The 23840-nt window shown below is 54.0% G+C and carries 20 protein-coding genes and 4 pseudogenes; 19 read left to right on the forward strand and 5 right to left on the reverse strand.

Going from position 1 to position 23840, the window contains the following annotated elements; translation table 11 throughout:
• From ABLU67_RS12335 to ABLU67_RS12415, 17 genes and pseudogenes are all read left to right on the forward strand, one after another.
• A pseudogene (locus ABLU67_RS12335) lies at positions 1-926 on the forward strand (hypothetical protein); the annotation flags it as partial.
• The gene (locus ABLU67_RS12340; protein ID WP_139512708.1) at positions 853-1902 is read left to right on the forward strand and encodes a T6SS effector BTH_I2691 family protein; all 1050 of its coding nucleotides are present in this window, start codon (positions 853-855) and stop codon (positions 1900-1902) included. The pseudogene ABLU67_RS12335 and the gene ABLU67_RS12340, both read left to right, overlap by 74 nt.
• On the forward strand, positions 1899-2858 hold the full coding sequence (locus tag ABLU67_RS12345) for a putative type VI secretion system effector (RefSeq protein ID WP_196096764.1): 960 nt from the start codon (positions 1899-1901) through the stop codon (positions 2856-2858). Before ABLU67_RS12340 ends, ABLU67_RS12345 begins: the two co-directional genes overlap by 4 nt.
• A gap of 171 nt (positions 2859-3029) precedes the next feature.
• The gene (locus ABLU67_RS12350) at positions 3030-3218 is read left to right on the forward strand and encodes a hypothetical protein (protein ID WP_064375894.1); all 189 of its coding nucleotides are present in this window, start codon (positions 3030-3032) and stop codon (positions 3216-3218) included.
• Positions 3215-3940, forward strand: coding sequence for a putative type VI secretion system effector (locus ABLU67_RS12355; protein WP_154918345.1), 726 nt, complete (start codon positions 3215-3217; stop codon positions 3938-3940). The genes ABLU67_RS12350 and ABLU67_RS12355 overlap by 4 nt, the downstream gene beginning before the upstream one ends.
• A 455-nt stretch (positions 3941-4395) precedes the next feature.
• Complete coding sequence (locus ABLU67_RS12360; protein WP_158510894.1) at positions 4396-5301, forward strand: DUF4123 domain-containing protein; 906 nt, start codon at positions 4396-4398, stop codon at positions 5299-5301.
• A 50-nt stretch (positions 5302-5351) separates the two neighbouring features.
• Positions 5352-6527: a hypothetical protein gene (locus ABLU67_RS12365; RefSeq protein ID WP_064375803.1), complete on the forward strand. Its 1176-nt coding sequence runs from the start codon at positions 5352-5354 to the stop codon at positions 6525-6527.
• Positions 6490-9951 (forward strand): ImcF-related family protein, encoded by a 3462-nt coding sequence (locus ABLU67_RS12370; protein WP_348852314.1) that lies wholly within the window; start codon positions 6490-6492, stop codon positions 9949-9951. The genes ABLU67_RS12365 and ABLU67_RS12370 overlap by 38 nt, the downstream gene beginning before the upstream one ends.
• Positions 9951-10160 (forward strand): annotated as a pseudogene (locus ABLU67_RS12375) (type VI secretion system protein TssA); the annotation flags it as partial. The gene ABLU67_RS12370 and the pseudogene ABLU67_RS12375, both read left to right, overlap by 1 nt.
• Positions 10161-10240: 80 nt before the next feature.
• Positions 10241-10426 (forward strand): annotated as a pseudogene (locus tag ABLU67_RS12380) (type VI secretion system protein TssA); the annotation flags it as partial.
• Between the two features lie 26 nt (positions 10427-10452).
• Positions 10453-10704, forward strand: a pseudogene (locus tag ABLU67_RS12385) (PAAR domain-containing protein); the annotation flags it as partial.
• Between the two features lie 126 nt (positions 10705-10830).
• Positions 10831-12585 carry a type VI secretion system baseplate subunit TssF gene (gene tssF / locus ABLU67_RS12390; RefSeq protein WP_148851291.1) on the forward strand — a complete coding sequence of 585 codons (1755 nt, stop codon included), beginning with the start codon at positions 10831-10833 and terminating at the stop codon, positions 12583-12585.
• Entirely contained in the window at positions 12549-13634 is a 1086-nt protein-coding gene (gene tssG / locus ABLU67_RS12395; protein WP_348852315.1) for a type VI secretion system baseplate subunit TssG, read from the forward strand. Before tssF ends, tssG begins: the two co-directional genes overlap by 37 nt.
• On the forward strand, positions 13612-14157 hold the full coding sequence (tssJ, locus tag ABLU67_RS12400; RefSeq protein WP_047723692.1) for a type VI secretion system lipoprotein TssJ: 546 nt from the start codon (positions 13612-13614) through the stop codon (positions 14155-14157). The genes tssG and tssJ overlap by 23 nt, the downstream gene beginning before the upstream one ends.
• A 502-nt stretch (positions 14158-14659) precedes the next feature.
• A complete protein-coding gene (locus tag ABLU67_RS12405) occupies positions 14660-15748 on the forward strand; it encodes an ABC transporter substrate-binding protein (protein ID WP_004851647.1) in 1089 nt (362 codons plus the stop codon).
• Between the two features lie 71 nt (positions 15749-15819).
• Positions 15820-17589, forward strand: coding sequence for an iron ABC transporter permease (locus tag ABLU67_RS12410; RefSeq protein ID WP_014229644.1), 1770 nt, complete (start codon positions 15820-15822; stop codon positions 17587-17589).
• On the forward strand, positions 17582-18652 hold the full coding sequence (locus tag ABLU67_RS12415) for an ABC transporter ATP-binding protein (RefSeq protein WP_348852316.1): 1071 nt from the start codon (positions 17582-17584) through the stop codon (positions 18650-18652). The genes ABLU67_RS12410 and ABLU67_RS12415 overlap by 8 nt, the downstream gene beginning before the upstream one ends.
• 56 nt (positions 18653-18708) lie before the next feature.
• On the opposite strand, the gene ABLU67_RS12420 is transcribed toward ABLU67_RS12415, so the two are convergent.
• The 3 genes from ABLU67_RS12420 to budA are packed head-to-tail and all read right to left on the reverse strand — an operon-like array spanning position 18709 to position 21972.
• Entirely contained in the window at positions 18709-19479 is a 771-nt protein-coding gene (locus ABLU67_RS12420; protein ID WP_014838693.1) for a (S)-acetoin forming diacetyl reductase, read from the reverse strand.
• A 23-nt stretch (positions 19480-19502) separates the two neighbouring features.
• A complete protein-coding gene (gene alsS / locus ABLU67_RS12425; RefSeq protein WP_014838692.1) occupies positions 19503-21182 on the reverse strand; it encodes an acetolactate synthase AlsS in 1680 nt (559 codons plus the stop codon).
• Between the two features lie 10 nt (positions 21183-21192).
• Positions 21193-21972 carry an acetolactate decarboxylase gene (gene budA, locus ABLU67_RS12430; protein ID WP_004851637.1) on the reverse strand — a complete coding sequence of 260 codons (780 nt, stop codon included), beginning with the start codon at positions 21970-21972 and terminating at the stop codon, positions 21193-21195.
• A gap of 106 nt (positions 21973-22078) precedes the next feature.
• Between budA and ABLU67_RS12435 the strand changes: the two genes are divergently transcribed.
• Entirely contained in the window at positions 22079-22951 is an 873-nt protein-coding gene (locus ABLU67_RS12435) for a LysR family transcriptional regulator (protein ID WP_014229640.1), read from the forward strand.
• Positions 22952-22979: 28 nt separating this feature from the next.
• Here ABLU67_RS12435 and cspF read toward each other — a convergent pair whose 3' ends face one another.
• Positions 22980-23192, reverse strand: a complete 213-nt coding sequence (gene cspF / locus ABLU67_RS12440; protein WP_004136705.1) for a cold shock-like protein CspF — start codon at positions 23190-23192, stop codon at positions 22980-22982.
• Between cspF and ABLU67_RS12445 the strand changes: the two genes are divergently transcribed.
• Complete coding sequence (locus tag ABLU67_RS12445; protein WP_162097154.1) at positions 23140-23418, forward strand: hypothetical protein; 279 nt, start codon at positions 23140-23142, stop codon at positions 23416-23418. The two genes, cspF and ABLU67_RS12445, sit on opposite strands and share 53 nt — an antisense overlap.
• Here the strand turns inward: ABLU67_RS12445 and ABLU67_RS12450 are convergent.
• Positions 23363-23533: a YnfU family zinc-binding protein gene (locus ABLU67_RS12450; RefSeq protein ID WP_213220741.1), complete on the reverse strand. Its 171-nt coding sequence runs from the start codon at positions 23531-23533 to the stop codon at positions 23363-23365. The genes ABLU67_RS12445 and ABLU67_RS12450 overlap by 56 nt on opposite strands.
• Positions 23534-23840: the final 307 nt, after the last annotated feature.

Consider the following 23840-nt stretch of genomic DNA (forward strand, 5'->3'; position numbering starts at 1 on the left):
GCGGCAATGTGTGGTTTGCGTTCAGTCAGTATCCGTGGGAGCAGGAGACGCTCGACCGGTATCGCACCAGACCTGAGGAGCGCATCGCGAGAATGCAGAAAGTGATGCCTTCGGTGGCGGGGGCTCAGCGCACAAAAACAGGGACCGATGTCACCGCAGCAAGCCTGAATCAGGTGCTGGACTATCAGGTGCCTTCTGTTTCGGGTCTGCTGCCCGGTCCGGATGATGCGAAAGTGGTAAATGTCAGCCGGGTATCGTCACTCTGGGAGCCGACGGAGGATAACCCCTGGCGGGTCAGCCATGATGTGGTGAAAATGCAGTCCAGCCTGTATCCGTGGGCGCAAAACCGCAGTGGCAGGGCAGGCGCGACGGTCACGGCCATGGAAAACCGAAGTGAGGGAATGACACCGCTGCTGCTTCCACTCTGGGATCCGGTGGGGATTGTCCATGAGCTAAATGGCTGGAGCCAGGATGTGCTGGGGCGCCAGGCGCAGTTTCTGCAGGAGCGTGAGCTTGAGTGCGCCACCAGAACAAACCTCGACGCCGTCAGAACGCTGCTGGAAGGCAATGCCGAATCTCTGGAGGACGCGATGCGGAGACGGAGAATGGACAGTCCGTTGCTGACAGACGAATATCTGGATACCCGTCTGCAGGCGCTGGAGAAAAGGTATAAGGATAAGCCTGATGTGCTGGCACAAATCAGGGCAGATGACAGGTTAGTCAGGAAGTGGCATGCGCAGAACGTGACGGCATCATACCCGGAGAGCGTGCTGATGAGTCCACCTGAACCGCTGGCTGCTCACCAGCGCCGGGTTGCCGCGATAGGCAGCCCTGATGCAGCAGGTCAGCAATATGAAAAAACTGGAGGAGTACTACCAGAAATCGCTGTCCGCGGTGGTGAAGGGGCTGCGGGAAAATGCCGGTAAACTGGAAGTACAGCTCTTTAGCACGGATGCGTTTATCGTCACGGTGGGAGACAGGGTAAGCCGCATTCTGCTGGTGGATAAGGCAGGCGAGAAGCTGGCGACCACGGCCTTCAGGCTGGTATTTATGGTAAGGGCGGGGATACCGTCAGAGACCGTTCACGCGTTAGTGGATGAGTATCTGAAAGATGCCCCGGCGTTGCGTCAGACGGTGCTGGAAGGTATACGGCGCAGCGGACGTTTTATGGCGAGCCGGAATGAAGTCACCGCGATTAGACAGACGATGAGCAGCAGGCTGGCAGAGCACTTTGCAACAGAAAAGGGTCAGGCTGAATACCGGCTGGCGGGAATAAACAGCCTGTTGCTGGTGCTGAATGCGATGGATTTTATCTACCTGTGCGGACAGGTCAGGGAAGAGAAAAAGCCGCTGTCGAGCCTGATGGCCAGCGGGCTGGCGATGGTGAGTCAGGGGACGTCAGTTATTTTACCGGCAATAGAGAAAGGACTGGAAGCCCGTGAGCTTACGGTTTCCTGGGTCAAAGGAGTCGGGGCGGCAGCAGGTGGGGCAGCTTCGATGTTTTCGGTATATGCGGATGGTGCAAATACTTACGAAGAGTTTCAGAATAATCGATTTGTCCTGATGAGTGTGATGGGGTTGAAAACATTTGTGGATGGGCTGGCTGTCACAAAATCGGTCGGTCTTCTGCTGGAACAGTTTAGTAAACCGATAGCTAAAAAAATCGCTGGCAAAATTACAGGTGCTTTGGCCTGGGAGCTTTTAGGGATCCGAATACTTGCAGTACTGATGACCTGGGAAGTCTTGGTGGCAATAACTTTGCTGCAGGTGGTTGTGACCTGGATATCGGACGATGAGCTCCAGGTGTGGTGTAAGAAATGTGTGTTTGGCACAGCACCATTCAACCGCAGTGTGACAGACCAGAATAAAGCCCTGGAAGCAGCAATAAAGGATATTTCATGAATTCAGTTGAAAATCAGCAGATATGTTCGCGGTTTGTTGCGCCAGAAAAATTAGCCAATTTACGAACCAGGCAGGAAATTGAGGTGATGAACGGCAGACCGTGGACGCGGGAGCTTCCCCCTCCGCCGGTATTGCCACCTTATGGTCCTCTGGAAAAAATCAATGGCCGAATTGAATCTTTTCGCAGCGAATATTATCGGGAGTATTTTGATGCAAATGCCTACCGAACTCACTCTTTGCCGGAGATAACTGACGGGCAGCGAGGTGCGGCTGCCGGTGCAGCGATAGTTGCAGGAAGTCCTGGCGTCGGGGCTGTGATGATGGCTGAAAGTGAATCTTCAAATGATTCGGCGGAATATGTACAGGGGATGATTAATGGTCAGCCGTTCCGTGGTTGGGTGGGTGTCACCCGACTTCAGGCTGGCGATAATGTGGACATGGTTGTTGAGTGGCAGCATGACCATTATGAAGTCTATGCCATTGCGTTACCGAAAGAGCGGATAGTCTCGATATGTCCGAAATGTGATATGGGGCATATTGCGCATATGCTTTGGCGGATTAAAAATATGATTATTTTAACAGCTATACTCATCTTTATGTTTGCATGTATTTGCCTTGTTAAATCCTTAAATGAGGTGGGCTGGGGACAGTTGAATTTTTGGAAAGAATATTTTGTTTTTCTCATGATGATGCTAGGGCTGGCTTTTCTTTTTACTGGAGCGATTGCTATTGCAGCTTATAAAACCTACTCTTCCACTTGTTGTAAGCTGGCTGAAGAGATATTTCAGTTGCTGGGGGTGAATAATTTTGTAGCAGTCAATCTCAATAAATTAACCCAAAAACGCGAAAAAAAAATGATGCAGAAGAGGGAATGGTACGATCCGGGTGATAAAAATAAACCGGCCTGCCCTTCTTCTAAGTTTATTTATTCGGGGGAGTGGTGGTTTTACTATTAGTTAAATATATTACAATATTTATTCTTAACTGATGGGGTTGAAAACATTTGTGGATGAGCTGGCTTTCACAAAATTGTTCGGTCTTCTGCTGGAACCGTTTAGTAAACCGATAGCTAAAAATATAGCTGGAAAAATCACAGGTGCTTTGGCCTGGAGTTTTTAGGGACCCGAATGCTTGCAGTACTGATGACCTGGGAAGCCATGGTGGCGATAACTTTGTTACAGGTGGTTGTGACCTGGATATCGGACGATGAGCTCCAGATATGGTGTAAAAAATGCGTGTTTGGCACAGCACCATTCAACCGCAACGTGGCAGACCAGAATAAAGCTCTGGAAGCGGCGATAAAGGATATATCATGAATTCAGAAGAGCAGAAGCAAATATGTTCCCGGTTTATCAAATCAGAAAAATTAGCCGATTTACGGACAAAACAGGAAATTGAGGTGATGAACGGCAGGCCGTGGACGCGTGAGCTTCCTCCTCCGCCGGTATTGCCGCCTTATGGCCCTCTGGAAAAAATCAGCGGGCGGCTGCAGTCTTTCCGTAGCGAATATTTTCGGGAATATTTTGATGCAGATGCCTACCGGACCAGCACGTTGCCGGAGATATCAGATGGCCAGCGCGGAGCTGCCGCTGCTGCCGCGATAGTGGCAGGAAGTCCTGGCGTCGGGGCTGTAATTATGGCTGAGAGCGAATCATCGAATAATTCGGCGGAATATGTGCAGGGAGAGATTAATGGCAGGCCATTTCGCGGCTGGGTGGGTGTCACCCGGCTTCAGGCTGGTGATAAGGTGGACATGATTGTTGAGTGGCAACACGATCATTACGAGGTCTATGCCATTGCGTTACCGGAAGAGCGGATAGTGTCTGTATGTCCGAAATGTGATATGGGGCATATTGCGCATATGCTGTGGCGGATTAAAAATATGTTTATTCTCACGGGGATTTTTTTCTTCTCGGTGCTTTTTGCGGGAGTTCTGAGTGAAGTGATTGAAGGCACCTGGAAGAGCCTTGAGTCATTTATCACCACATACTTTTGGTTGTATGTTATAGCATTGTTGGGGGGGGGCTTTCAGGATTAATTGCATTCTTTGCCTATAAAGCCAGTGCGCCAACACGCTGCAAACTGGCTGAGGAGATATTTCATTTGCTGGGTGTGAAAAATATTTCAATAGTAAATCTCAATAAGCTGACAAAAGAACGTGAGCAACAACTTAAAAAATAAAGGGGAGTGGTATGACCCGGATGATGAGAATAAACCTGCCTGCCCTAGTGCTGAATTCATTTATTCATTTGAGAGCTGGTTTTACTACTAATTAAATAGACTGCAGTATTGGTTTTTAGCGCAAACGGAAATATCTGCACAAATGTGTGGCAGTAACGTTGTAAAAATGATTGAGCGAAATTTAATGGGGAAGAGTAGGTGTCATGCTCTATGAGGGGGCGCTGAGGAGATTTATTATTCAGCGAAATGGGAAACATTATAAACACCAATAAATTGCAATGTGCTTTTAATATCATTATGGCAGGGTTGATTATGGATAGTGAATCTTTTTATGATATAAATGAAAAAATTACCAATGCCGCTTTTGAAAAAAACGGGCAATGCTTTCTACTGATAGATGCATCTTTAGAACAGTATCAATCAGAGCTTTTTTTGCCTGATATTCTTAGGGAGTATAAATCTTATCCTGTTATATTCCACCAGAGAGAACTTCAAAGCGTTGTACCACTTTACCTTTTTCCTCTTAGTACCTTCAGTGAGAGAGATGGTCAGTTGTTTAAGAATAGTATTTATCATTCACTGAATGAGTTGAAAACAGAAAAACTTGATTCCGGGGAAGGACGCAGCGTGTGTGCATGGATTTCGACGGATTTAACTGGGGAACAGCTTGCTGAACAGGTCGCTTTGTCCACCGTACAGTCGATTCAATCAGTTGGTGATATATTACTTCGCTATTACGATCCATCAGTATTTGGTTTGTTAATGCCTATTCTGGATAAATGGCAAAAACAACAACTATTAAGCAATGTTAATACATGGTCTTATATCGATGGGGACGGAATAGCTCAGATAGTGAATGGTGATGGTGAATGCAAAAAAAAATTAAACCACTCACTTGGATTGACCGAGCAAAATGCATTAGAAATTGAGCGAATTTTAGTTATTAATAATGTTTTGCGCATATATCGAAAAATGAATGCGCCCCATAAACTCAGTGAGCGCGAGGTGATGAAATTATTGCGCCCTGCGCTGAATTATTATTATGCAACTTTCTCTGCATCCAATAATGATGTTATTGAGTTCGGGCTTGATGTGTTGAACGCACAGCGACTATTTTATCAGGATGGAGTATTTGAGAAGTTCGTATTTAGTAATCGCAGCAAAGACCTTCAGTTATACTCAGATATTAAATCCAGAATTGACAGTATGGCATGTTAAGAAGTGTTTTCGTTTAAGAAAATGTGCCATTAACAATGGTGGAGAATGATATGAATTGGCCCGTACAAATAATCCCTCCAGCCGATAAGGCTCCTGGAATTAAATGGAGTAACTGGTTTTTTTCTTTCATAGGTATTTTGTTGACTTTGGTGGTTAGTTGGGTTGGGGCAAAAATCGCTTCCCCTACGGAAGAGAATGCGCTATTAAAATTGCTTACCTTGTTGTTTTTTTTGGTGCCGCTTGCTTTTTCTCTCATTATTTCCTTTAGGGCCTATTACCATGGTTTGTGTTTGTCGGCATTCGAAGCAAGAGAGCGCGAAGCAGCATTAGTCAGGGAGCACTGGTCTGAATGGGCAAATCAAAAATTTTATGTTTCCGCTTATAAATTGTTTCTCCCTTCTGTAATATCGCAAACCGATATAGCAATGTCTAATTCTGTTGAGATATATAATAATCAGCAATTGAAACTACGGGGTCATAACGATGAGTTATATACTGAAGAACAACTAATTTATGAACTGTTGGCGTCTGTCAGGGTAAGGTTGTTACGACTGAAAGAATCATGTATATTCGATATCGTATTTACCTATGATAGTAGTTATATTACTTTCTCTACATTTAAAGAATGTTGGGCTGCAATCGGTTTTGATGGTAGTTGCTTAGGTAATTATTATTATTGGAATAAAATATTAGAGCAGGAATTTGATACACTATCTAATGTTTCATCCAATCGGGTATTAATAATAATATCTGCAAACATTGAGAGTTTTGAAAAATATCCCCCTAACTCAACGGAATTTGCTTCAATATTGCTGGTGACTCATCAAGAGCAACCGCCGGAAAAAGACAATGGTGGTGTGGCTTTGCGAGCGATGGCATGCAACAAAAATCTAACCAAACAAGAAGTCATCCACATGATGACTTACCAGCCAGATGTGCTTAAAACGACAAAAGTGCTTTTTAGCAATATGAATATACAGGATGTTTCAGAAGTCTCAGAGATATTAAGGCTCTCTTCTTTATCTATGAATGTTGAATGGGAACATGATATAAAGCATTTAAATTTGATATTGGGTAATTTATGTGAGACCCATTTTTGGTTGGTGTTCGCTCTGGCGCTTTTCATATCAGAAAAAAATAATGAATCGGTTTTAATGGTCGCCAGCGTTGGTGATGAATACGTTTTTAATGTCATTAAACCGTTTGATAATAGCAAGGAGCATTAAATTGAATACCCCGGCAAAATGGAGAGTGATTGGCCTTGTCTCCTGTCTCATTATCTTTGGCGTGCTGACTTTTATAGGATGTTACTACTATGGGGATATCTTTGGATGGGTATCTTCTAAAGAAAAAGTGAGCCTTTGGTTCTTATGCATGTTTTTATTTTCCGTATTCCTGATGTTGATGAACTTTGGTGTGTGGTTCCATCAAAAAGAGTATCGCTTTCAGCGTATGGCGGGAGGGAAGTCCGTCACAGCTAATGTCCGTAATAACTATAAAAAATCCAGTAAAAAGGATCCTGTAAAAGCTCATTTACGCCGGCGCTATAGCTTCTTATGGCGTCGTAAAGTCCGCCTGCTGTTAATCACCGGCGATGAAGCCGCTATCGAACAGCTGGTTCCCGGCCTGCAACAGCAGCAGTGGCTCGAAGGCAACCGCACCGTGCTGATTTACGGCGGCAGCCTGGCACCGGAGCCTGACCGCGAAAAATACACCGCATTGCGCAAGCTGCGCCGCGGACGCCCGCTGGACGGGATTGTCCGTGTCATGCCCCCGTCACTTAACCTGACCCCGCAAATCAGCGACTGCGATTTACGCGGACTGGAAAAAATCAGCGAACTGCTGCGCTATTCCGCCCCGGTCTGGCTGTGGCAGCTGTGCGACAGCAACTGGTCGCAGCGTACGCGTCCTGAGCAGGCTGTCGGGGCAAGCTTTCCCCTGCGCGCAAAAGAAGACGATATTATCCGCCAGCTGGAGCGGATGCTGCCGGCCCTGCGGGCGCAGGGGGTAAGTCAGGTCGCGGAAGACAACAGCCACGACTTCCTGCTGCGTCTGGGCCAGCACCTCCAGGACGGCGGTATCGTCCGCCGGGCTCAGCAACTGCTGCCATGGCTCTACGACTCTCAGCAGCGCGTTCCGCTGCGTGGCCTGATGTTCAGCCTGCCGGAGAATACATCCGCCAGTACGTCAGGGGGAACAGCCGATGATGAGCAATATATCCCTGAATTACAGCGCCATGCCCTGACCCTGCCGGCGACCTGGCAGGGTATCGTTGACGACTGCACCCGTGTGCGGGGCCGCCGTGTCGGCATGGCGTGGGAGAGGATGCTTGCCTGGACACTGATGACCATCATCGTTGTCTGGGGGGCGGGAATGCTGCTGTCGTTTACGGTCAACCGTCAGCAGATAGTCTCCGTCGCCGAACAGGCACATGCCCTGGTGGCGCATCCTTCCGTATCGGACAACCAGCTGACGGCCCTGCATACTCTGCGTAATGATGCCGGGCGTCTGCAGCATAATGCTCAGGAGGGCGCCCCCTGGTATCAGCGCTTCGGCCTGGACCATAACCAGCAGTTGCTCGACGCGATGCTCCCCTGGTACGGCGTGGCCAACAACCGCCTGATACGCGACCCGGCAAATGAGGCGCTTAAGCAAAAGCTCAGTGCGCTGGCAAACTCTGCACCCAACAGCGACCAGCGGGCACAGCTGGCGAAACCGGGCTACGACCAGTTGAAAGCCTGGCTGATGATGGCCAGGCCGGATAAAGCCGACGGTGCATTCTACGCACAGACCATGAAAACCGTGCAGCCGACGCGGACAGGTATCTCAACCGGTCTGTGGCAGAGCCTGGCGCCGGATTTGTGGGCTTTTTACATTTCCGAACTGCCTGCGCAGCCAAAGTGGGTAATCACGCCGGATGCGCAGCTGATCAGCCAGAGCCGCCAGGTCCTGCTGCAGCAGATAGGACGGCGCAACGCGGAAAGCACGCTGTATGAGAACATGCTCAAATCCGTGCGTCGTAACTTTGCCGATGTGTCTCTGGAGGACATGACTGGCGGTACCGATGCGCGGCGACTGTTTACCACCGAGGAGGTGGTGCCGGGCATGTTTACCCGCCAGGCCTGGGACCGGGGGATTCAGCAGGCCATCGAAAAGGCGGCGAACTCCCGCCGGGATGAAATCGACTGGGTGCTCAGCGACAGCCGAAAAGCCGTCTCCTCAGACCTGTCGCCGGAAGCCCTGAAAGCGCGTCTGACACAACGTTACTTCACTGACTTTGCCGGCAGCTGGCTGAGCTTCCTCAACAGCCTGCAGCTTAATCCGGCGAACAATATTGCAGACGTTACCGACCAGCTGACGCTGATGAGTGACGTCCGCCAGTCGCCGCTGATTGCCCTGATGAATACGCTCGCCTGGCAGGGACAGACCGGCCAGCAAAGCGAAGGTCTTTCGGACGCCATCATCAAATCGGCCAAAGACCTCGTAGGCAGAAAGGACAAACCGATGATTGACCAGTCTGCCTCAGGCCCGCAGGGGCCGCTGGATGAAACCTTTGGCCCGCTGCTTCAACTGCTGGGCAAAAACAAAGGCAGCAACGTGATGTCGGCGGATAACACGCTGAGCCTGCAGACGTACCTGACCCGTATCACCCGCGTGCGGCTGCGCCTGCAACAGGTGGCCAGCGCTTCTGACCCGCAGGCGATGATGCAGACCCTGGCGCAGACCGTGTTCCAGGGCAAAAGCGTGGACCTTACCGACACCTGGCAGTACGGTAGCCTGATTTCGGCAAGCCTTGGCGAGGAGTGGAGCGGATTTGGCAGCACAATGTTTGTGCAGCCGCTGACCCAGGCCTGGGAGACCGTGCTTCAGCCGTCGGCAGCCAGCCTGAATGATAAATGGAGCCGCTCGGTTGTCGCGAACTGGCAAACTGCCTTTGACGGTCGTTTCCCGTTTGCCGCCAGCAAAAGTGATGCCTCCCTGCCGATGCTGGCGGAGTTTGTGCGCAAGGACAGCGGGCGCATTGAGCGCTTCCTGACGACGGAGCTCAGCGGTGTGCTGCACAAGGAGGGCAGCCAGTGGGTGCCGGATAGGGTCAACAGCCAGGGGCTGAGCTTCAACCCGGCCTTCCTGCGGGCCATTAATCAGTTGAGCCAGCTGTCGGACATTCTGTTTACCGATGGTAGTCAGGGCATCAGCTTTGAGCTGCAGGCGCGCCCTGTGCCGCAGGTGGTGGAAACGCAGCTGACCATTGATGGGCAAAAGCTGCACTACTTTAACCAGATGGCTGACTGGCAGTCCATTCGCTGGCCTGGCTACACTTACAAACCAGGAACCATGCTGACATGGACCACCGTCAATGCCGGTGCGCGTCTGTTTGGTGATTACAGCGGGACCTGGGGCTTTATTCGCTGGCTTGACCTGGGTAAGCGTCAGCAGCTTGACCGCAGCCAGTGGATGATGAGTTTCACCGCACCGGATGGCCGCACCCTGCAGTGGGTGCTGCGCTCACAGCTCGGAAAAGGTCCGCTGGCGCTGCTGGAATTACGCGGCTTCACGTTGCCGGATCAGATATTCAGCGTCGACAGCGCGGCTACGGCTCAGGCGCTGATGACCAAAACGGAAGACAGTGATATGGACGGAACCGAATAATGGGCACTCTGCAGAATCGGCTTGCTGCCTGTCAGGCGGATGAAAACCTGCTGCGACAGCAGGCGCAGTCACGCACGGAAAACTGGCAGCCCTGGCTCGCCCCGGTCAGCGCTACCCGTCCGAGGGAAGAGGTGCCGGGATATGACGATGATTCCCAGCTCATCCGGGAGGAGGTCAATAAACTCTCCGGCATACGCCGCGGGCTGATCAGCGGGCGATGCTCAAACGTCTGTACCTGCAATAGAGTTGGCTGGAAATACCGGAGCAGGCGACTGCATCTTTTCGCATGGCGCTAACCCTCACGCAGTGGGTGCCGGCACTGTTGTTTGAAGTGAAATCGTCCCGCCTCAGACTACTGCGCATGAAAGCCGCACGCAGTGAAACCGATAAAACGCGGTTACAGCCAGAGATGGACCAGCTTCTGGCCGGTCTGATTGCGCTCGATCCGGCAGGCAGTGCGGTGCTTTGCGGTTGAATGATTGATGAACTCAGGATGGGAAAATGGCGAAAGGTTATTATCTGGTAAAGGGTGACATGACCACTTGTGGTGGAAAAATCCTTGGAGGTGATCCGACCGATACCGTCATGGGGATCCCTGTAGCCCGGGAGCAGGAGAATGTGACCTGCGGAAAACATGCCGGTATGTACAAAATAGTGGGACATATTCCGAACAATAATGCCAATGGGCGGAAATATGCTGGTTCGCTACATAGCACCAGCAGTTGCCCCTGCGGCGCAAAATTTATCCCTTCCCGGCATCAACGTACTTATGGTGGCTAATGACAGCATCTGCCATCGTTATGTTTTTTAACCTTATGCTGAAGTTACTACAGGGCGCAGCTGTGCTCTGAATCCAACGGAAATAAAGCAAAAATAAATATGGACGACTTAACCCTGCGTTATTACGACGCCGAAATGCGCTACCTGCTGGAAGCCGGCGAAGAGTTTGCCCGCGCTCACCCCGAGCAGGCGGCAATGCTCAATCTCGATAAAGCGGGCGCGCGCGACCCGTACGTGGAGCGCCTGTTTGAGGGCTTTGCCTTCCTGATGGGGCGTCTTCGCGAGAAACTCGATGACGACCTGCCGGAACTGACCGAAGGGCTGGTCAGCCTGCTGTGGCCGCAATACCTGCGCACCATTCCGTCGATGTCGGTGGTGGAGTTCACGCCCGACTGGCGCGAGATGAAAGAGAAGATGCGTATCGTCAAAGGTTTCGAGGTCAATTCGCAGCCGATCGGCGAGAAGGGCACGCGCTGCCGGTACACCACCACCAAAGAAATCACCCTTCAGCCGCTGTCGCTGGAGCATGCCCGTCTGTCGACTGACCCTGACGGGCGTTCGGTCATCAACCTGCGCTTTAACTGTAGCCATCTCGCCGACTGGAGTCGTGCCGATCTCAGCCAGATCCCGTTCTACTTCAATGCTGACGCACCGCTGGCCTGCGCCATGCATGAAGCCTTTACCATGAACACGGCGCGTCTCTGGCTGCGGATGCCGGGTGATACGGACAGAAAGCCACTCGACGGGTATTTCACCGCGCTGGGATTCGGCGATGATGACGGGCTGTGGCCGAAGGACAGCAGCAGCTTTAGCGGTTATCAACTTTTGCTGGAGTACTTCACCTTCCGCGAAAAGTTCATGTTCACGGGCCTGCGCGGGCTGGAGACCGCGGTCTTTCCGGCTGAGCTTCCGTGGTTTGAAATCGACGTGGTGCTGGCGGAACGCTGGGAGCATGACTTCAGCTTTACCGAAAAACATCTGCGCCTGAACTGTGTGCCGGTGATTAACCTGTTTCCGCTGGAATCTGACCCGCTGACGCTGAATTCACTGCAGACCGAATACATGCTGCGCCCGATGCGCGTGCAGGATGGCCATACCGAGATTTATGCTGTCGATTCGGTGATATCCTCAAGCCAGTATACCTATGTACCGTTCTCCAGTTTCCGCCACAAAGGCGGCATGATGCGCCATGAAGCGCCGGAGTATTACTACCACACCCGCGTGCGCCGTGGTCCGTCAGGACTGTATAACACGTGGCTTATCCTCGGCGGCGAAGCCTTTGATAATCACACGGTGCCGGAAAACGAAAGCCTGTCCCTCACGCTCACCGGTACCAATGGCCAGCTGCCGCGACGCGCATTACAAAGCACCGTGCTGGATACGGTGATGAAAAGCACCTCGGCCAGCGTCGCCGTGCGTAACCTGTGTGCGCCGACGCTGCCCTGCTATCCCCCGGCACAGGACCGTTTTCACTGGCGCGTGCTGAGCCACCTCGGCAGCGGGTTTCTGTCGATGATGGATAATGCCGACGTGCTGCGCGGCACCCTGGCGCTGTATGAATGGACCGACAGCGAGATGAACCGCCGTCGCCTGGAAGCCATTATTGACGTGAAGCACAGTGAGACCGGGCGATTTGAGCAGGGCTACCTGGTACGCGGCGTGCAGATTGAGGTGACCCTTGACAGCCACGGCTTTGCCGGTCGCGGCGACATCTGCCTGTTCGGCGAGATGCTGAGTCGCTTCTTCGCGCTTTACACCGACATCTATCTGTTTAACCGCCTGATTATTATTCTGCAACCGACCGGAGAGCGCCTGGAATGGGAAGAGAAGCACAACCGCCGCATTCCTGGCTGAGCCCGCGGCTCGTAGCCGACCTGCACCGCATGAATTTTTATCGCTTCTGTCAGCTTCTGGAGAAGCGTAATCCGGACAGGCCGCTGATGGGGTCAACCAGCCACCCTGCTGATGACCCGGTGCGGTTTGCGCCGCATCCGGGGATGGGGTTTCCGGGCAGCGAACTGAAAGCCGTCGAATATGACAAGGATGATGACAGCAGGCCACCTCGCATCCGCACAACCTTTATGGGGATGTACGGTGTCGACTCACCCCTGCCGACAGCCTATCTCGATGACATCACTCAGTGCCGTGAAGGGCATGACGCGCTGCAGGGCTTTCTGGATATTTTCAGCCACCGTATCCTGACGCAGTTTTACCGCATCTGGCGGAAATACTCTTATCCGGCCACGTTTGAGGCAGGGGGAACTGACTGCATTTCGCAGTCGCTGCTGGGTCTGGTGGGGCTGGGCATACCGGGAACCGCAAACCACATCGCCACACCGGTATCCCGCTTTCTGGCGCTGCTCGGTGTGCTGCGCCAACCCGGCAAAACCCAGGAGGGGATGCAGGCGCTGGTGAGACTGCTGGCCCCGGATACTACGGTGCAGGTAAGTCCGTACTGCCTGCGGCCGGTGGAGATCGGCCAGCCGCTGGGTTTTTACGGCGATGACGATTTTCTGCTGGACGGCAATACGCCGCTGGGGGAAGAAGCGATGGATGCGGGCAGTCAGCTGCTGGTTGCGCTCAGGACGGATAACGAACAGGAAGCGCAGGGCTGGAAACCGGATGGTCTGCTGTATCAGGATTTTCTGGTGATGCTGCGTGTTTATCTCGGCTGGCGTTTTAAGGCCAGGATCACCCTGACCACCCGGACCCAACTGCTGGCCGTCCCGCCGCTCGGCGAAGAACCTTTCTGGCTCGGCATGAACGGCGTGCTGGGAGCGGAGGAGGGGGCGTTTGCGGACGATCTCCCGCTGACCTTTACGACAGAACTGGGTTACTACACCGGGCTGGCGCCTGCGAAACCACAACAAGGAAATCGACGTGCTAAGTACAAATTTGATTAAGCCCGCGTGCTGGCTACCTGCTCTACTGGCGTTCAGCCTGGTGGGCTGTGGGGTGACGCAGAGTATTACGGATGGCACCAAATCGGTGTATACGGCGGTGTTTTATAAGAAGATTAAGGTGCTGCATCTGGATTTTACAGCCCGTGAAGCACTGAATACGGATTCCCGCGAGAGTAACTCACTCTCCGAGCCGGTGGTGGTTCGTGTCTACCAGTTGAAAGACCGCAAAACCTTCGACAAAACGGTTTATCAGCAACTCCTCAAGAACGGCGACACGATCCTGAAAGCCGACCTGCTGGCGACCCGCGATGTGGTGATAAAGCCGGGTGGGGATGCGAATCTTGATATGCCAATGGAAGAAGGCGCGCAGTTTGTCGCGGTGGCCGGATTGTTCCGCCATCCGGATATGGTCAACAACACCTGGAAGCAGGTTCTCAGACGTGAAGATCTCGATCCGGATAAACCCCGTATTCTGGAAGCCGGAAATAACCACCTGGCATTACAGCCGCTGAAGGAGGACTAATGCCACAGGGACACAACACCCCCTCGCTGTATGAAATGCTAAGTGGTAATCCCGCCAGTCAGCAATGACGTCAAGGACATAGCGGAGATAGCTTTCTGGCTACATAGGCCTGGTTCCATTTTAAATTCAGGAGAATGGCGAGTTCATTTGATGAAATGCCTTTCCATTACCTTATTTAACAGCTCAATTGTAAGGCCGATCGCAAAATTTACCCTGATGGCAATATCCATAAGCTCGATTGATGTTCGCCCGGCGCCAGCGGGTGTTATTTTTGTGTGTAAGAAAACGCAATACTGAGGGGGTAAGAAACAGAAAAACTTAATCTTTTCTTAATATTTCCGCCCAACAACCTTTATCTCTTTAGCCGCGCCCCACGAATCTTCCTTTAAATTACGCCAGCGTCACAAAAGCCGTAAAAAAACAAACCCCGGCGTTGCAAGGCTCTGGCGTCCCGCTATATGTTAAATTTAAGTTTAATAATTGATATCTAAAGGTTGACTTTATGTATATGAAAATTAGTGGGTTAGTGATTTCACTGACGGCAGCTATCTCCGGACAGGTCCTTGCCGCAGTTCCTCAGGGCTATCCGGCGGATTATCAAAAGGTGGTGGATGCCGGGATTAAAGAAGGCAAAGTGGTTATCTATTCAACGACCGATACCAAGGCCGCAGGCCCGTTAATTAAAGGGTTTGAAGCGCAATATCCCGGCATTAAAGTTGAATATAACGATATGAACAGCACCGAATTGTACAACCGCTATATCAGCGAACAGGCGGCGGGCGGCGGCAGCGGCGACGTGGTCTGGAGCTCTTCCATGGATACGGCGCTGAAGCTCGCCACCGATTACGCCGAAGAGTACGCCTCGCCGGAGCGGGATAAGCTGCCAAAATGGGCGGTCTGGCAACAGAAAGCCTACGGCACGACCTACGAGCCGGTGGTCTTTATCTACAATAAGCGGCTGATCCCTCAGGGCGAAGTACCGGATTCGCATACCGCGCTGGCGAAGCTGATCGCCGGCCAGGCCGATAAATTCAAAGGTAAGGTCACGACTTATGACATTGAAAAATCGGGTCTGGGTTTTATGCTGGCGGTACAGGACAGCAAAGCCGATGCCAGCTACTTTGACGATCTGGCGGGCATAGCGAAAGGCGGCCTGACCGTGCAATCGTCCACCGGTACGATGATGGAGCGCGTCTCCTCCGGGGAAAACCTGATTGGCTACAATATTCTCGGATCCTACGCGGAGGCGCGGGCCAAAAACGATCCTTCGCTCGGCATCTCCTATCCGAAAGATTATGTACTGGTGCTCTCGCGGGTCTCTTTTATTACCGCAGAAGCCGAGCACCTTAATGCCGCGAAGCTGTGGTTTGATTACGTGCTGTCGGAAAAGGGACAAAGCATCCTGGCGAACCAGGCCGATATTCCCTCCCTGCGCAATGATATCGAAGGTAAAAATGATATCGACGGTATGACCAAAATGCTCGGTAGCGCGCTGAAGCCTATTCCGGTCGATGAAACGCTGCTGGCGTATCTTGAGCCGAAACAACGACTGGAGTTTATCAAACAGTGGCGCACCGCCGCGGCGAAATAACCCTCCGGCGCTGCGCATCATTTCAGGATGCGCAGCCCGCTTAACGCCCGCCAGGTTTAAAGGGATCGCTTATGAATGTCTTACGTCGAAAATGGCAGGGTTTGCCGCGCGGTATCGTCGTCGTGATGACGGCGCTGGCGATTTATGTCCCGCTGTTATTTATCGTGGTGCAGAGCTTTCTCTCGGCGCCTTTTTTTGCCCGCACGAAATCGTTCAGCCTCGAAGCCTTCGCCTTCATCTTTAGCGACCCGGATTTTTATCTGGCGCTCAAGTCCGGGTTTATTCTGGCGTTTGGTCTGGTGGCGATTGCCATCCCCCTCGGCGGGATCCTCGCCTTTTTAATGGTACGTACCGATTTACCCGGGCGGCGGTTTATCGAGCCGCTGATTCTGGTACCGATTTTCGTTTCGCCGATGGTACTGGGCTTTGGTTACGTGGTGGCGGCCGGGCCGGTGGGCTTCTTTTCGCAGTGGGCCGAGCAGCTGATCGGCTTCGTGCCGTGGAATATTTACTCGATGTTCAGCATCGTGGTAATTGCCGGGCTGACGCACGTTCCGCATGCCTATCTCTATATCTCTTCCGCGCTGCGCAGCGTCGGATCGGATGTCGAGGAGGCCGCGCGGACGGTGGGCGCATCGCCGCTGCAGGTGATGACTTCGGTGAGCCTGCCGATGGTGCGACCGTCGATACTCTACGCCTGCGTACTGCTGTTTTTCCTCGGCCTGGAGGTATTTGGCCTGATGCTGGTGCTGGGCGATCCGGAAGGCAACATGGTGCTGGCGACCTATCTCTATAAGCTCACCAACAAGCTCGGTACGCCTTCTTATCACCTGATGGCGGCGGTGGCGGTAGTCCTGATCTGCATCACCGTTCCGCTGGTGATGCTCCAGCGCCGCCTGATGCGTACCGCCAACCGCTTTGTCACCATGAAGGGAAAAGCGTCCCAGGCCCGCGCGCTGCCGCTGGGGAAGTGGCGCTGGGTCGCCGGGGTTGTGGTGGTGGCATGGCTGACGGTCACCATTGGGGTGCCGCTGATCGGCGTGGCGCTGCGGGCCTTTATTTCAAACTGGGGTGTGGGCGTTTCGCTGTGGGATGAACTCTCGCTGGCGACGTTCCGTAACATCTGGCAGCAGCCGAATCTGCTACGCGCCATCGTTAACTCTATGGCGATTGGGGTGATTGGCGGCGCGCTGGCGGTGGTCTGCTATCTGTTCGTGGGCATCGCGATGCACCGCAAACCGGATAACGTCACGCGCTTTCTGGACTATAGCGTGCTGGTGCCGCGCGCGGTGCCCGGGCTGCTGGCCGGGCTGGCGTTTCTGTGGGTATTTCTGTTTCTGCCGATGTGGCTCGATCAGTCGCTGAAAAACGGCTGGCTCTCGGCGCTGCCGGTGGCAGACTGGCTGCGTGAACATCTGATCGTTCAGCTGCGCGCGCTGCGTAACACCATTTTTAGCGTCTGGCTGGCCTATACCGTCGTATGGATGGCTTACGGGCTGCGGCTCATCTCCTCGACGCTGCTGCAGGTAGCGCCGGAGCTGGAGGAGGCCGCACGCAGTACCGGCGCATCGCGCGGGCAGATCACCCGCCACGTCACGGTTCCGCTGTCGCGCTACGGCTTAATCGGCTCCTGGCTGCTGATGTTTCTTATCTTCGAGCGCGAATATTCCACCGGGGTTTATCTGCTCTCTCCGGGCACCGAAACCATCGGTTCGATGCTGGTGTCGCTGTGGGCGGCGGGGGCTATCGATATCGTTGCCGCGCTCTCCTTTATTAATATTCTGCTGGTGGTCGTGGGCCTGGGTATCGCCCTGCGCTTTGGAGTGAAATTACATGATTGAAGTATCGGTAGAAAACCTGCATCTGACCTACGGTGATAATCCGGTGCTCAAGGGCGTGTCAATGGAACTGAAGCGGGGTGAGGTGGTCTCGCTGCTCGGGCCATCGGGCAGCGGAAAAACCACGCTGCTGCGGGCGGTCGCCGGGCTGGAGAAGCCGACCAGCGGCATTATCACCATTGGTAAAACCCGCGTTTATGACGGCAACCCGCGTAGCGAAATCCCGGCGGAGGCGCGCAACCTGGGGCTGGTATTTCAGTCCTACGCGCTGTGGCCGCATAAAACGGTGTTTGAAAACGTGGCGTATCCGCTGAAGCTGCGTAAGGTTGCCGCCGCGGAGATCAAGCAGCGGGTGCAGACCGTGCTTGAACAGCTGGGTCTGGGGCATCTTGGCAATCGCCATCCGCACCAGCTCTCCGGAGGGCAGCAGCAGCGCGTGGCCATCGGCCGGGCGCTGGTTTACAACCCGCCGGTAATTCTGCTGGATGAGCCGCTGTCGAACCTTGACGCCAAGCTGCGGGAAGAGGCGCGGGTCTTTTTGCGCGAGCTGATCGTCAAGCTGGGGCTGTCGGCGCTGATGGTCACGCACGATCAGAACGAGGCGATGGCGATTTCCGATCGCATTCTGCTGCTCAATAACGGGGTGATCGAGCAGCAGGGAACGCCGCAGGAGATGTACGGTAGCCCGAGAACGCTATTTGCCGCCGAGTTTATGGGCAGCAATAACCGGCTGCATGGCACCGTCACCGCTCTGGATAATGGTCGGGCGCGAATTGAGGGCGCCAGCTGGGCGCTGTGGGGGATGGTCGGGGAGGGGGTCAAGGTGGGGGAAGAGGCGACGGCGGTGATCCGCGTTGAACGCCTGCGCATCGCCTCAGCGCCTGAGGAGAATATGCTGGCACTGCCGCTGCTGACCAGTATGTATCTCGGCGACCGCTGGGAGTACCTGTTTCGCACCGAGGGCGATGATTTCGCCATTCGCGCCTACGGCAGCGCGCTGCGCGATGCCGAGCGCTGCCATCTGGCCTTGCCCGTCAGCGACCTGTGGATCTTCCCTAAAGGGTGAGATAAAAAAGCCCCGGCGCTGAAGCCGGGGCAAACCATGTCAGAGCTTATTTATTATTAGCTAAATACCATGCCGCCATCGATCAGCAGCGATTGGCCGGTCATATAGTTGGAGTCCGGACCGGCGAGATAAGAGACGCAGGCCGCGACGTCTTCCGGCTCGGAAAGCCGTCCAAGGGTAATGCGTTTGGCGAACTCCTGGGTCCCGTAGCCCAGCGGTTTACCCGCCGCTTCGGAAACCTGACGGTCGATTTCCGCCCACATTGGGGTTTTAACGATCCCCGGGCAGTAGCCGTTAACGGTAATTCCCAGATGCGCCAGATCGCGGGCGGCGGTTTGCGTCAGGCCGCGCACGGCAAACTTACTTGAGCTATAGACCGCCAGTTCCGGGTTACCCACGTGGCCCGCCTGGGAGCAGGCGTTGATGATTTTGCCGCCGTGGCCCTCTTTTTTAAACGCCTCTACCGCGGCCTGGATACCCCAGATAACGCCTTTGACGTTGATATTGTAGACTTTATCGATCACGTCCTCGCGAATCTCTTCGATAGGCGTGGAGGGGGCCACCCCGGCGTTGTTCACAATCACGTCAAAACCGCCCAGGCCCTTCCGCGCCTGTTCTACGGCGGCAAAAACCTGGTCGCGTTTAGAGACATCCACCTTCACCGCCAGCGCCTGACCGCCGCCGCGGTTAATTTCATCGGCGACCGCCTGTGCGGTGGCGTCATTGTAATCGGCGATAGCCACGGCAAAACCATCTTTAACCAGGCGAAGGGCGATAGCTTTCCCGATGCCCTGGCCCGCGCCGGTCACGAGTGCGACTTTTTTCATTGCTGGATTCCTTCTGTAGTAACTCAAAGTATTTGACTGAGATGAAGCTGGCCCATCAGCAGCGGGTTGTCGCTGTAATCAACGGGGATGGCGACCACGGCGGGGCCGTCGACGTCCATCGCCGCCCGCAGCGTCGGCTCAAGGGCGGCAGCGCTCTCTACCGCAAACCCTTTGGCGCCGAAGGCTTCGGCGTAGGCTTTAAAGTCCACCGGACCGAACTCAACGCCGGAGAGCCGCTGGTATTTTTTCTCTTCCTGAATCGCCACCATGTTGTAGCCGTTATCGACCCAGATGATATGCAGGACGTTAGCTTTTAGCCGTACGGCGGTCTCCAGCTCCATACTGGATTGCAGGAAGCCGCCGTCGCCGGAAACCGAAACCACTTTGCGCTGCGGGTTCACCAGCCAGGCGCCAATCGCCCACGGCAGCGCCACCCCCATGGTCTGCTGGCCGTTGGAAATCATGACCTGACGGGCGCGGAAGCTGTAGAGATAGCGGGCGATCCAGATATGAAAGCTCCCCATATCGACGGTCAGCGTTACGTCGCTGTTGACGATGTCCTGCATGGCGCGAACGATGCGCAGCGGATGAAGGGCAAACTGGTTCAGCTGTGCGCCGCGGCGGTCGAGCAGCTCCCGCTGATGCTGGCGGTCAACCAGGATCTCGGCGGCCTGCGGCGACAGCACCAGCTGGTGGTCGATACGCTGAGAGAGTTTGTTTAGAGTGGCGGCAATATTGCCGACCAGCTCGATGTCCGGGGTATAGTTGCGCTCTTCGTAAGCCGGCAGCACGTCGATATGCACCAGCGTGGCGTTGCCGTTATTCCACATGGCCGGTTCGTACTCCACCGGGCTATAGCCGATGCAGATGACCAGGTCGGCGAGATGCAGGAGTCGATCCCCCGCCTGGTTATTGAACAGCCCAACCCGCCCGGCGAAGCGGGTAAAGTGGTCCTGATTCACCGCGCCGGCGGCCTGATAGGTGCTGGTAACCGGGATATGGCTTTTTTTCAGCAATTCACGCAGCGCCGCGCTGTTTTCCGCCTGGCTGGCCATCAGGCCGAGCAGGAATATTGGATTTTTAGCGCCGGCAATCATCTTCGCGACTCGCTCAATGGCTTCGTCCGGCGCCGCACCGGTCTGCGGCGCATCGCTGGCGGGCAGAACCCTGGCGTGGACCGGCCCGTCGACCACGTCCTGCGGCAGGCTGACGAAGGCGCTGCCGGGACGTCCCTGCTCGGCGGCGCGAAACGCGTTGGAAACCACTTCCGCCAGCGCTTCCGCGGCGGTGACTTCCACCGAGTATTTGGTTACCGGACTAAACATCGCCACCGTATCCATACTCTGGTGCACCTGTTTGGCCTTGTCGGCGCGTTTTACCGCACCGCCCAGCGCCACCACCGGGTCGCCTTCGCTGTTTGCGGTGGCCATGCCGGTAATCAGGTTGGAGCAGCCGGGGCCGGACGTGACCAGCGCGACGCCCGCTTTCCCGGTGATGCGGCCAACCGCGGCGGCCATAAACGCGGCGTTGGCTTCGTGGCGTACCGGAATAATGCGAATGGAGGAGTCCAGCAGCGAATCGAAGACTTTATCGATTTTGGCCCCTGGAATGCCGAACACCTGTTGTACGCCCTGCGCCTCAAGCTGGCTGACGATAAGGTCGGCGCCGTGCGCCCACTGGCGCGGTTGATGTTGATTATCCACGAGAATCTCCTTAGTTTTCGACTGAGCGAATGGCGGCATCAAGATTGTCAGGATGCAGATCCGCCTGCAGGAAGGCGCTATCGGCAGGAAGGTCAATCATCAATTTGTGGATCTCACCAAAGGTCAGCACGCCGTGGTCGAGCTGATAATCGAGCAGATGGCCGCCGCCCTGGCGGTCATCGGTGATGAAGTGTTCGTGGTAGCCGGCAACGTTAATGCCCTGCATATGCTGCGGCGTGCGAAACCCCACCAGTACCCCTTCGCGCTGGTTGAAGCGGAAAACGGGCTGGTCGTCGAGCACGTCGGTCATCGCCCGGTAGGGCGGCGTCTGGCGCGGTACGGTGCGGGTATGGGCGTGGCGAAAATGGCCGTTGATACGCAGGGCGCAGAACAGATTATCGGAGGGGATTTGCCGGTCGATAATGTCGTGCAGCTGTTCGCGGCTGACCGGTTTATCAAACGTTTTGCGGTACTGCGGCTGAAACCAGGTCATCACCGCGAAGGGCGTACGCTGCTCCATGCGGGCTTTGCGGGCGCTGCCGTCGGCGCGCAGCTGGTAAACCTCGCTGCTAAACGCGATCAGCTCGCCGTCCAGTTCATTAAAGGTGCCCAGGCCGAAATCGCCGTGGGTGAGCAAATCGGCGATGGTGGTATTGCCCTCATAAACGCCGCTCAACAGCGCGCTCATCAGAGAAGTCTGGTAGATGACGCTATCGGGATGTTGCGCGGAAAATCCTCGTAGAGTTTCACACAGGCTCTCTTCGCAAGAGCATTCAGCAGAATGGTTCATTACCCGCTTCCTCGTTCAACGAATATCAGAAAGGTTAAATAAATGTTGACGCGATTCAGCTCACAGTTCCAATATAGAATCTATGATTTTTTGAGACGTTTTCGATATGGAACTTCGTTATCTGCGCTACTTCGTCGCCGTCGCTGAGGCGCGACACTTCACTAAAGCGGCAAAAGAACTTGGCATCTCCCAGCCGCCATTAAGCCAGCAAATACAGAGACTTGAACGGGAAATTGGCACGCCGCTTTTCCGCCGTTTAACCCGCGGCGTCGAGCTGACGGAAGCGGGGGAGTCTTTCTATGAGGATGCCTGCCAGATCCTGGCATTAAGCGACGCGGCGCTGGAAAAGACCAAGGGGATCGCCCGCGGGTTGAACGGCCGACTCTCGCTGGGCATTACCAGTTCTGATGCCTTTCATCCGCAGATCTTTAGCCTGCTCCAGCAGTTTCAGCACAGTCACCCGGGAGTCACGTTACATCAGGTCGAGGGCAATATGGCGACGCTGATGGGGGCGCTTGGCGAAGCGGAGCTGGATATCGCTTTTGTGCGCCTGCCCTGTGAAAGCAGTAAAGCGTTCAACCTGCGAATTATCGACCAGGAGCCGATGGTGATTGCGCTGGCGCGTTCGCATCCGCTGTCGTCCCACAGCGAGCTGACGCTGGAGCAGTTAACGGACGTGGCGCCGATTCTTTTCCCGCGGGAAGTGGCTCCGGGGCTGTATGAGCTGGTGTATAACAGCTATCTGCGCGCCGGTATTGATATGCAACGAACGTATCAGTCATCGCAAATATCATCGTCGTTAAGCATGGTGGAGGCCGGATTCGGGTTTGCGCTGGTGCCGCAGTCCATGACCTGCATCACGCTACCTAACGTCAGCTATCACCCTTTGTCGGGCACGCCGCTAAAAACCGATATTGCTATCGCCTGGCGACGCTACGAGCGCTCGCGCACGGTGAAGCGTTTTCTGGCCATGTTTTAATCCGCTCGGTAGCGCCTGGAGCCGGTGTTTACGAAAGATAGACATTGGCGGCGGTTGGCCCTCGCAGTCCGTTAACGCGACGAAATTCAACGCGGATTCCCGGGCTGATTGTGGTGGGTTCGCCGGGCGATAATGCGGAAATATGAACCTGAACGTCTTTGCGACCATCGGAGGGGATTATCAGGCCTTTGCCTGTTTTATTATCAAATGCTTTGACAATACCTGTCATTTTTTGGAACAACGAAATACCTTTTAAATATGAAAACCGGCACGACTATACAGTAAGCGCGCGGGAAGTCTATTCAAATCAAAATAAAACCCGCGCTGGCGGGCTTTTTTTCGCCAAAAGAGATCGGCGCTGGCTGATTATTGCTCAACCACGCGCGGCAATCGGCATCTGGCAAGAGAAAATTATGCAGCGGGTCGTGATGAGGACTGAAAGAGTTTATGGCAGTAGGGACAAATGAGTTGCGCACCTTTTTGGACTCGGCTGAAGCTGTGTTCTGAATCCTGGGAGCAGTTAGGGCAGGAGCATTTAACCAGATAATTACGGCGAGTTTTAGCGTCTTTGCGTTCTGACATATGATATTTCCTGATTTAAGAGCGTATGACCATACAGCATTCTAAAGAAAATAGCTCTAACTCATTCTTCGCAGCGGTGGCTCAGGCTGTGAGCGGCAGGACGAAAAAAAGATCCAGCGGAAGCGTGCAGGAGAAGATTTTTCCTCTACCTTTTGTGATTAACATCACCCTTTAAAATAAAGTTATTTTATATCAATTGCTTAATGATTATTGATTTTGGCGTGTAGAGAACAGTTTTCTCGTTTTTTCCCTGAATAGAGTGAAAATAGGCAAAATTTTCTTCCTTGTCTGATATACATTTTAATAG

This window comes from Klebsiella sp. GN_Kp190 (assembly GCF_040061795.1).
GTDB classification, from domain to species: domain Bacteria; phylum Pseudomonadota; class Gammaproteobacteria; order Enterobacterales; family Enterobacteriaceae; genus Klebsiella; species Klebsiella michiganensis.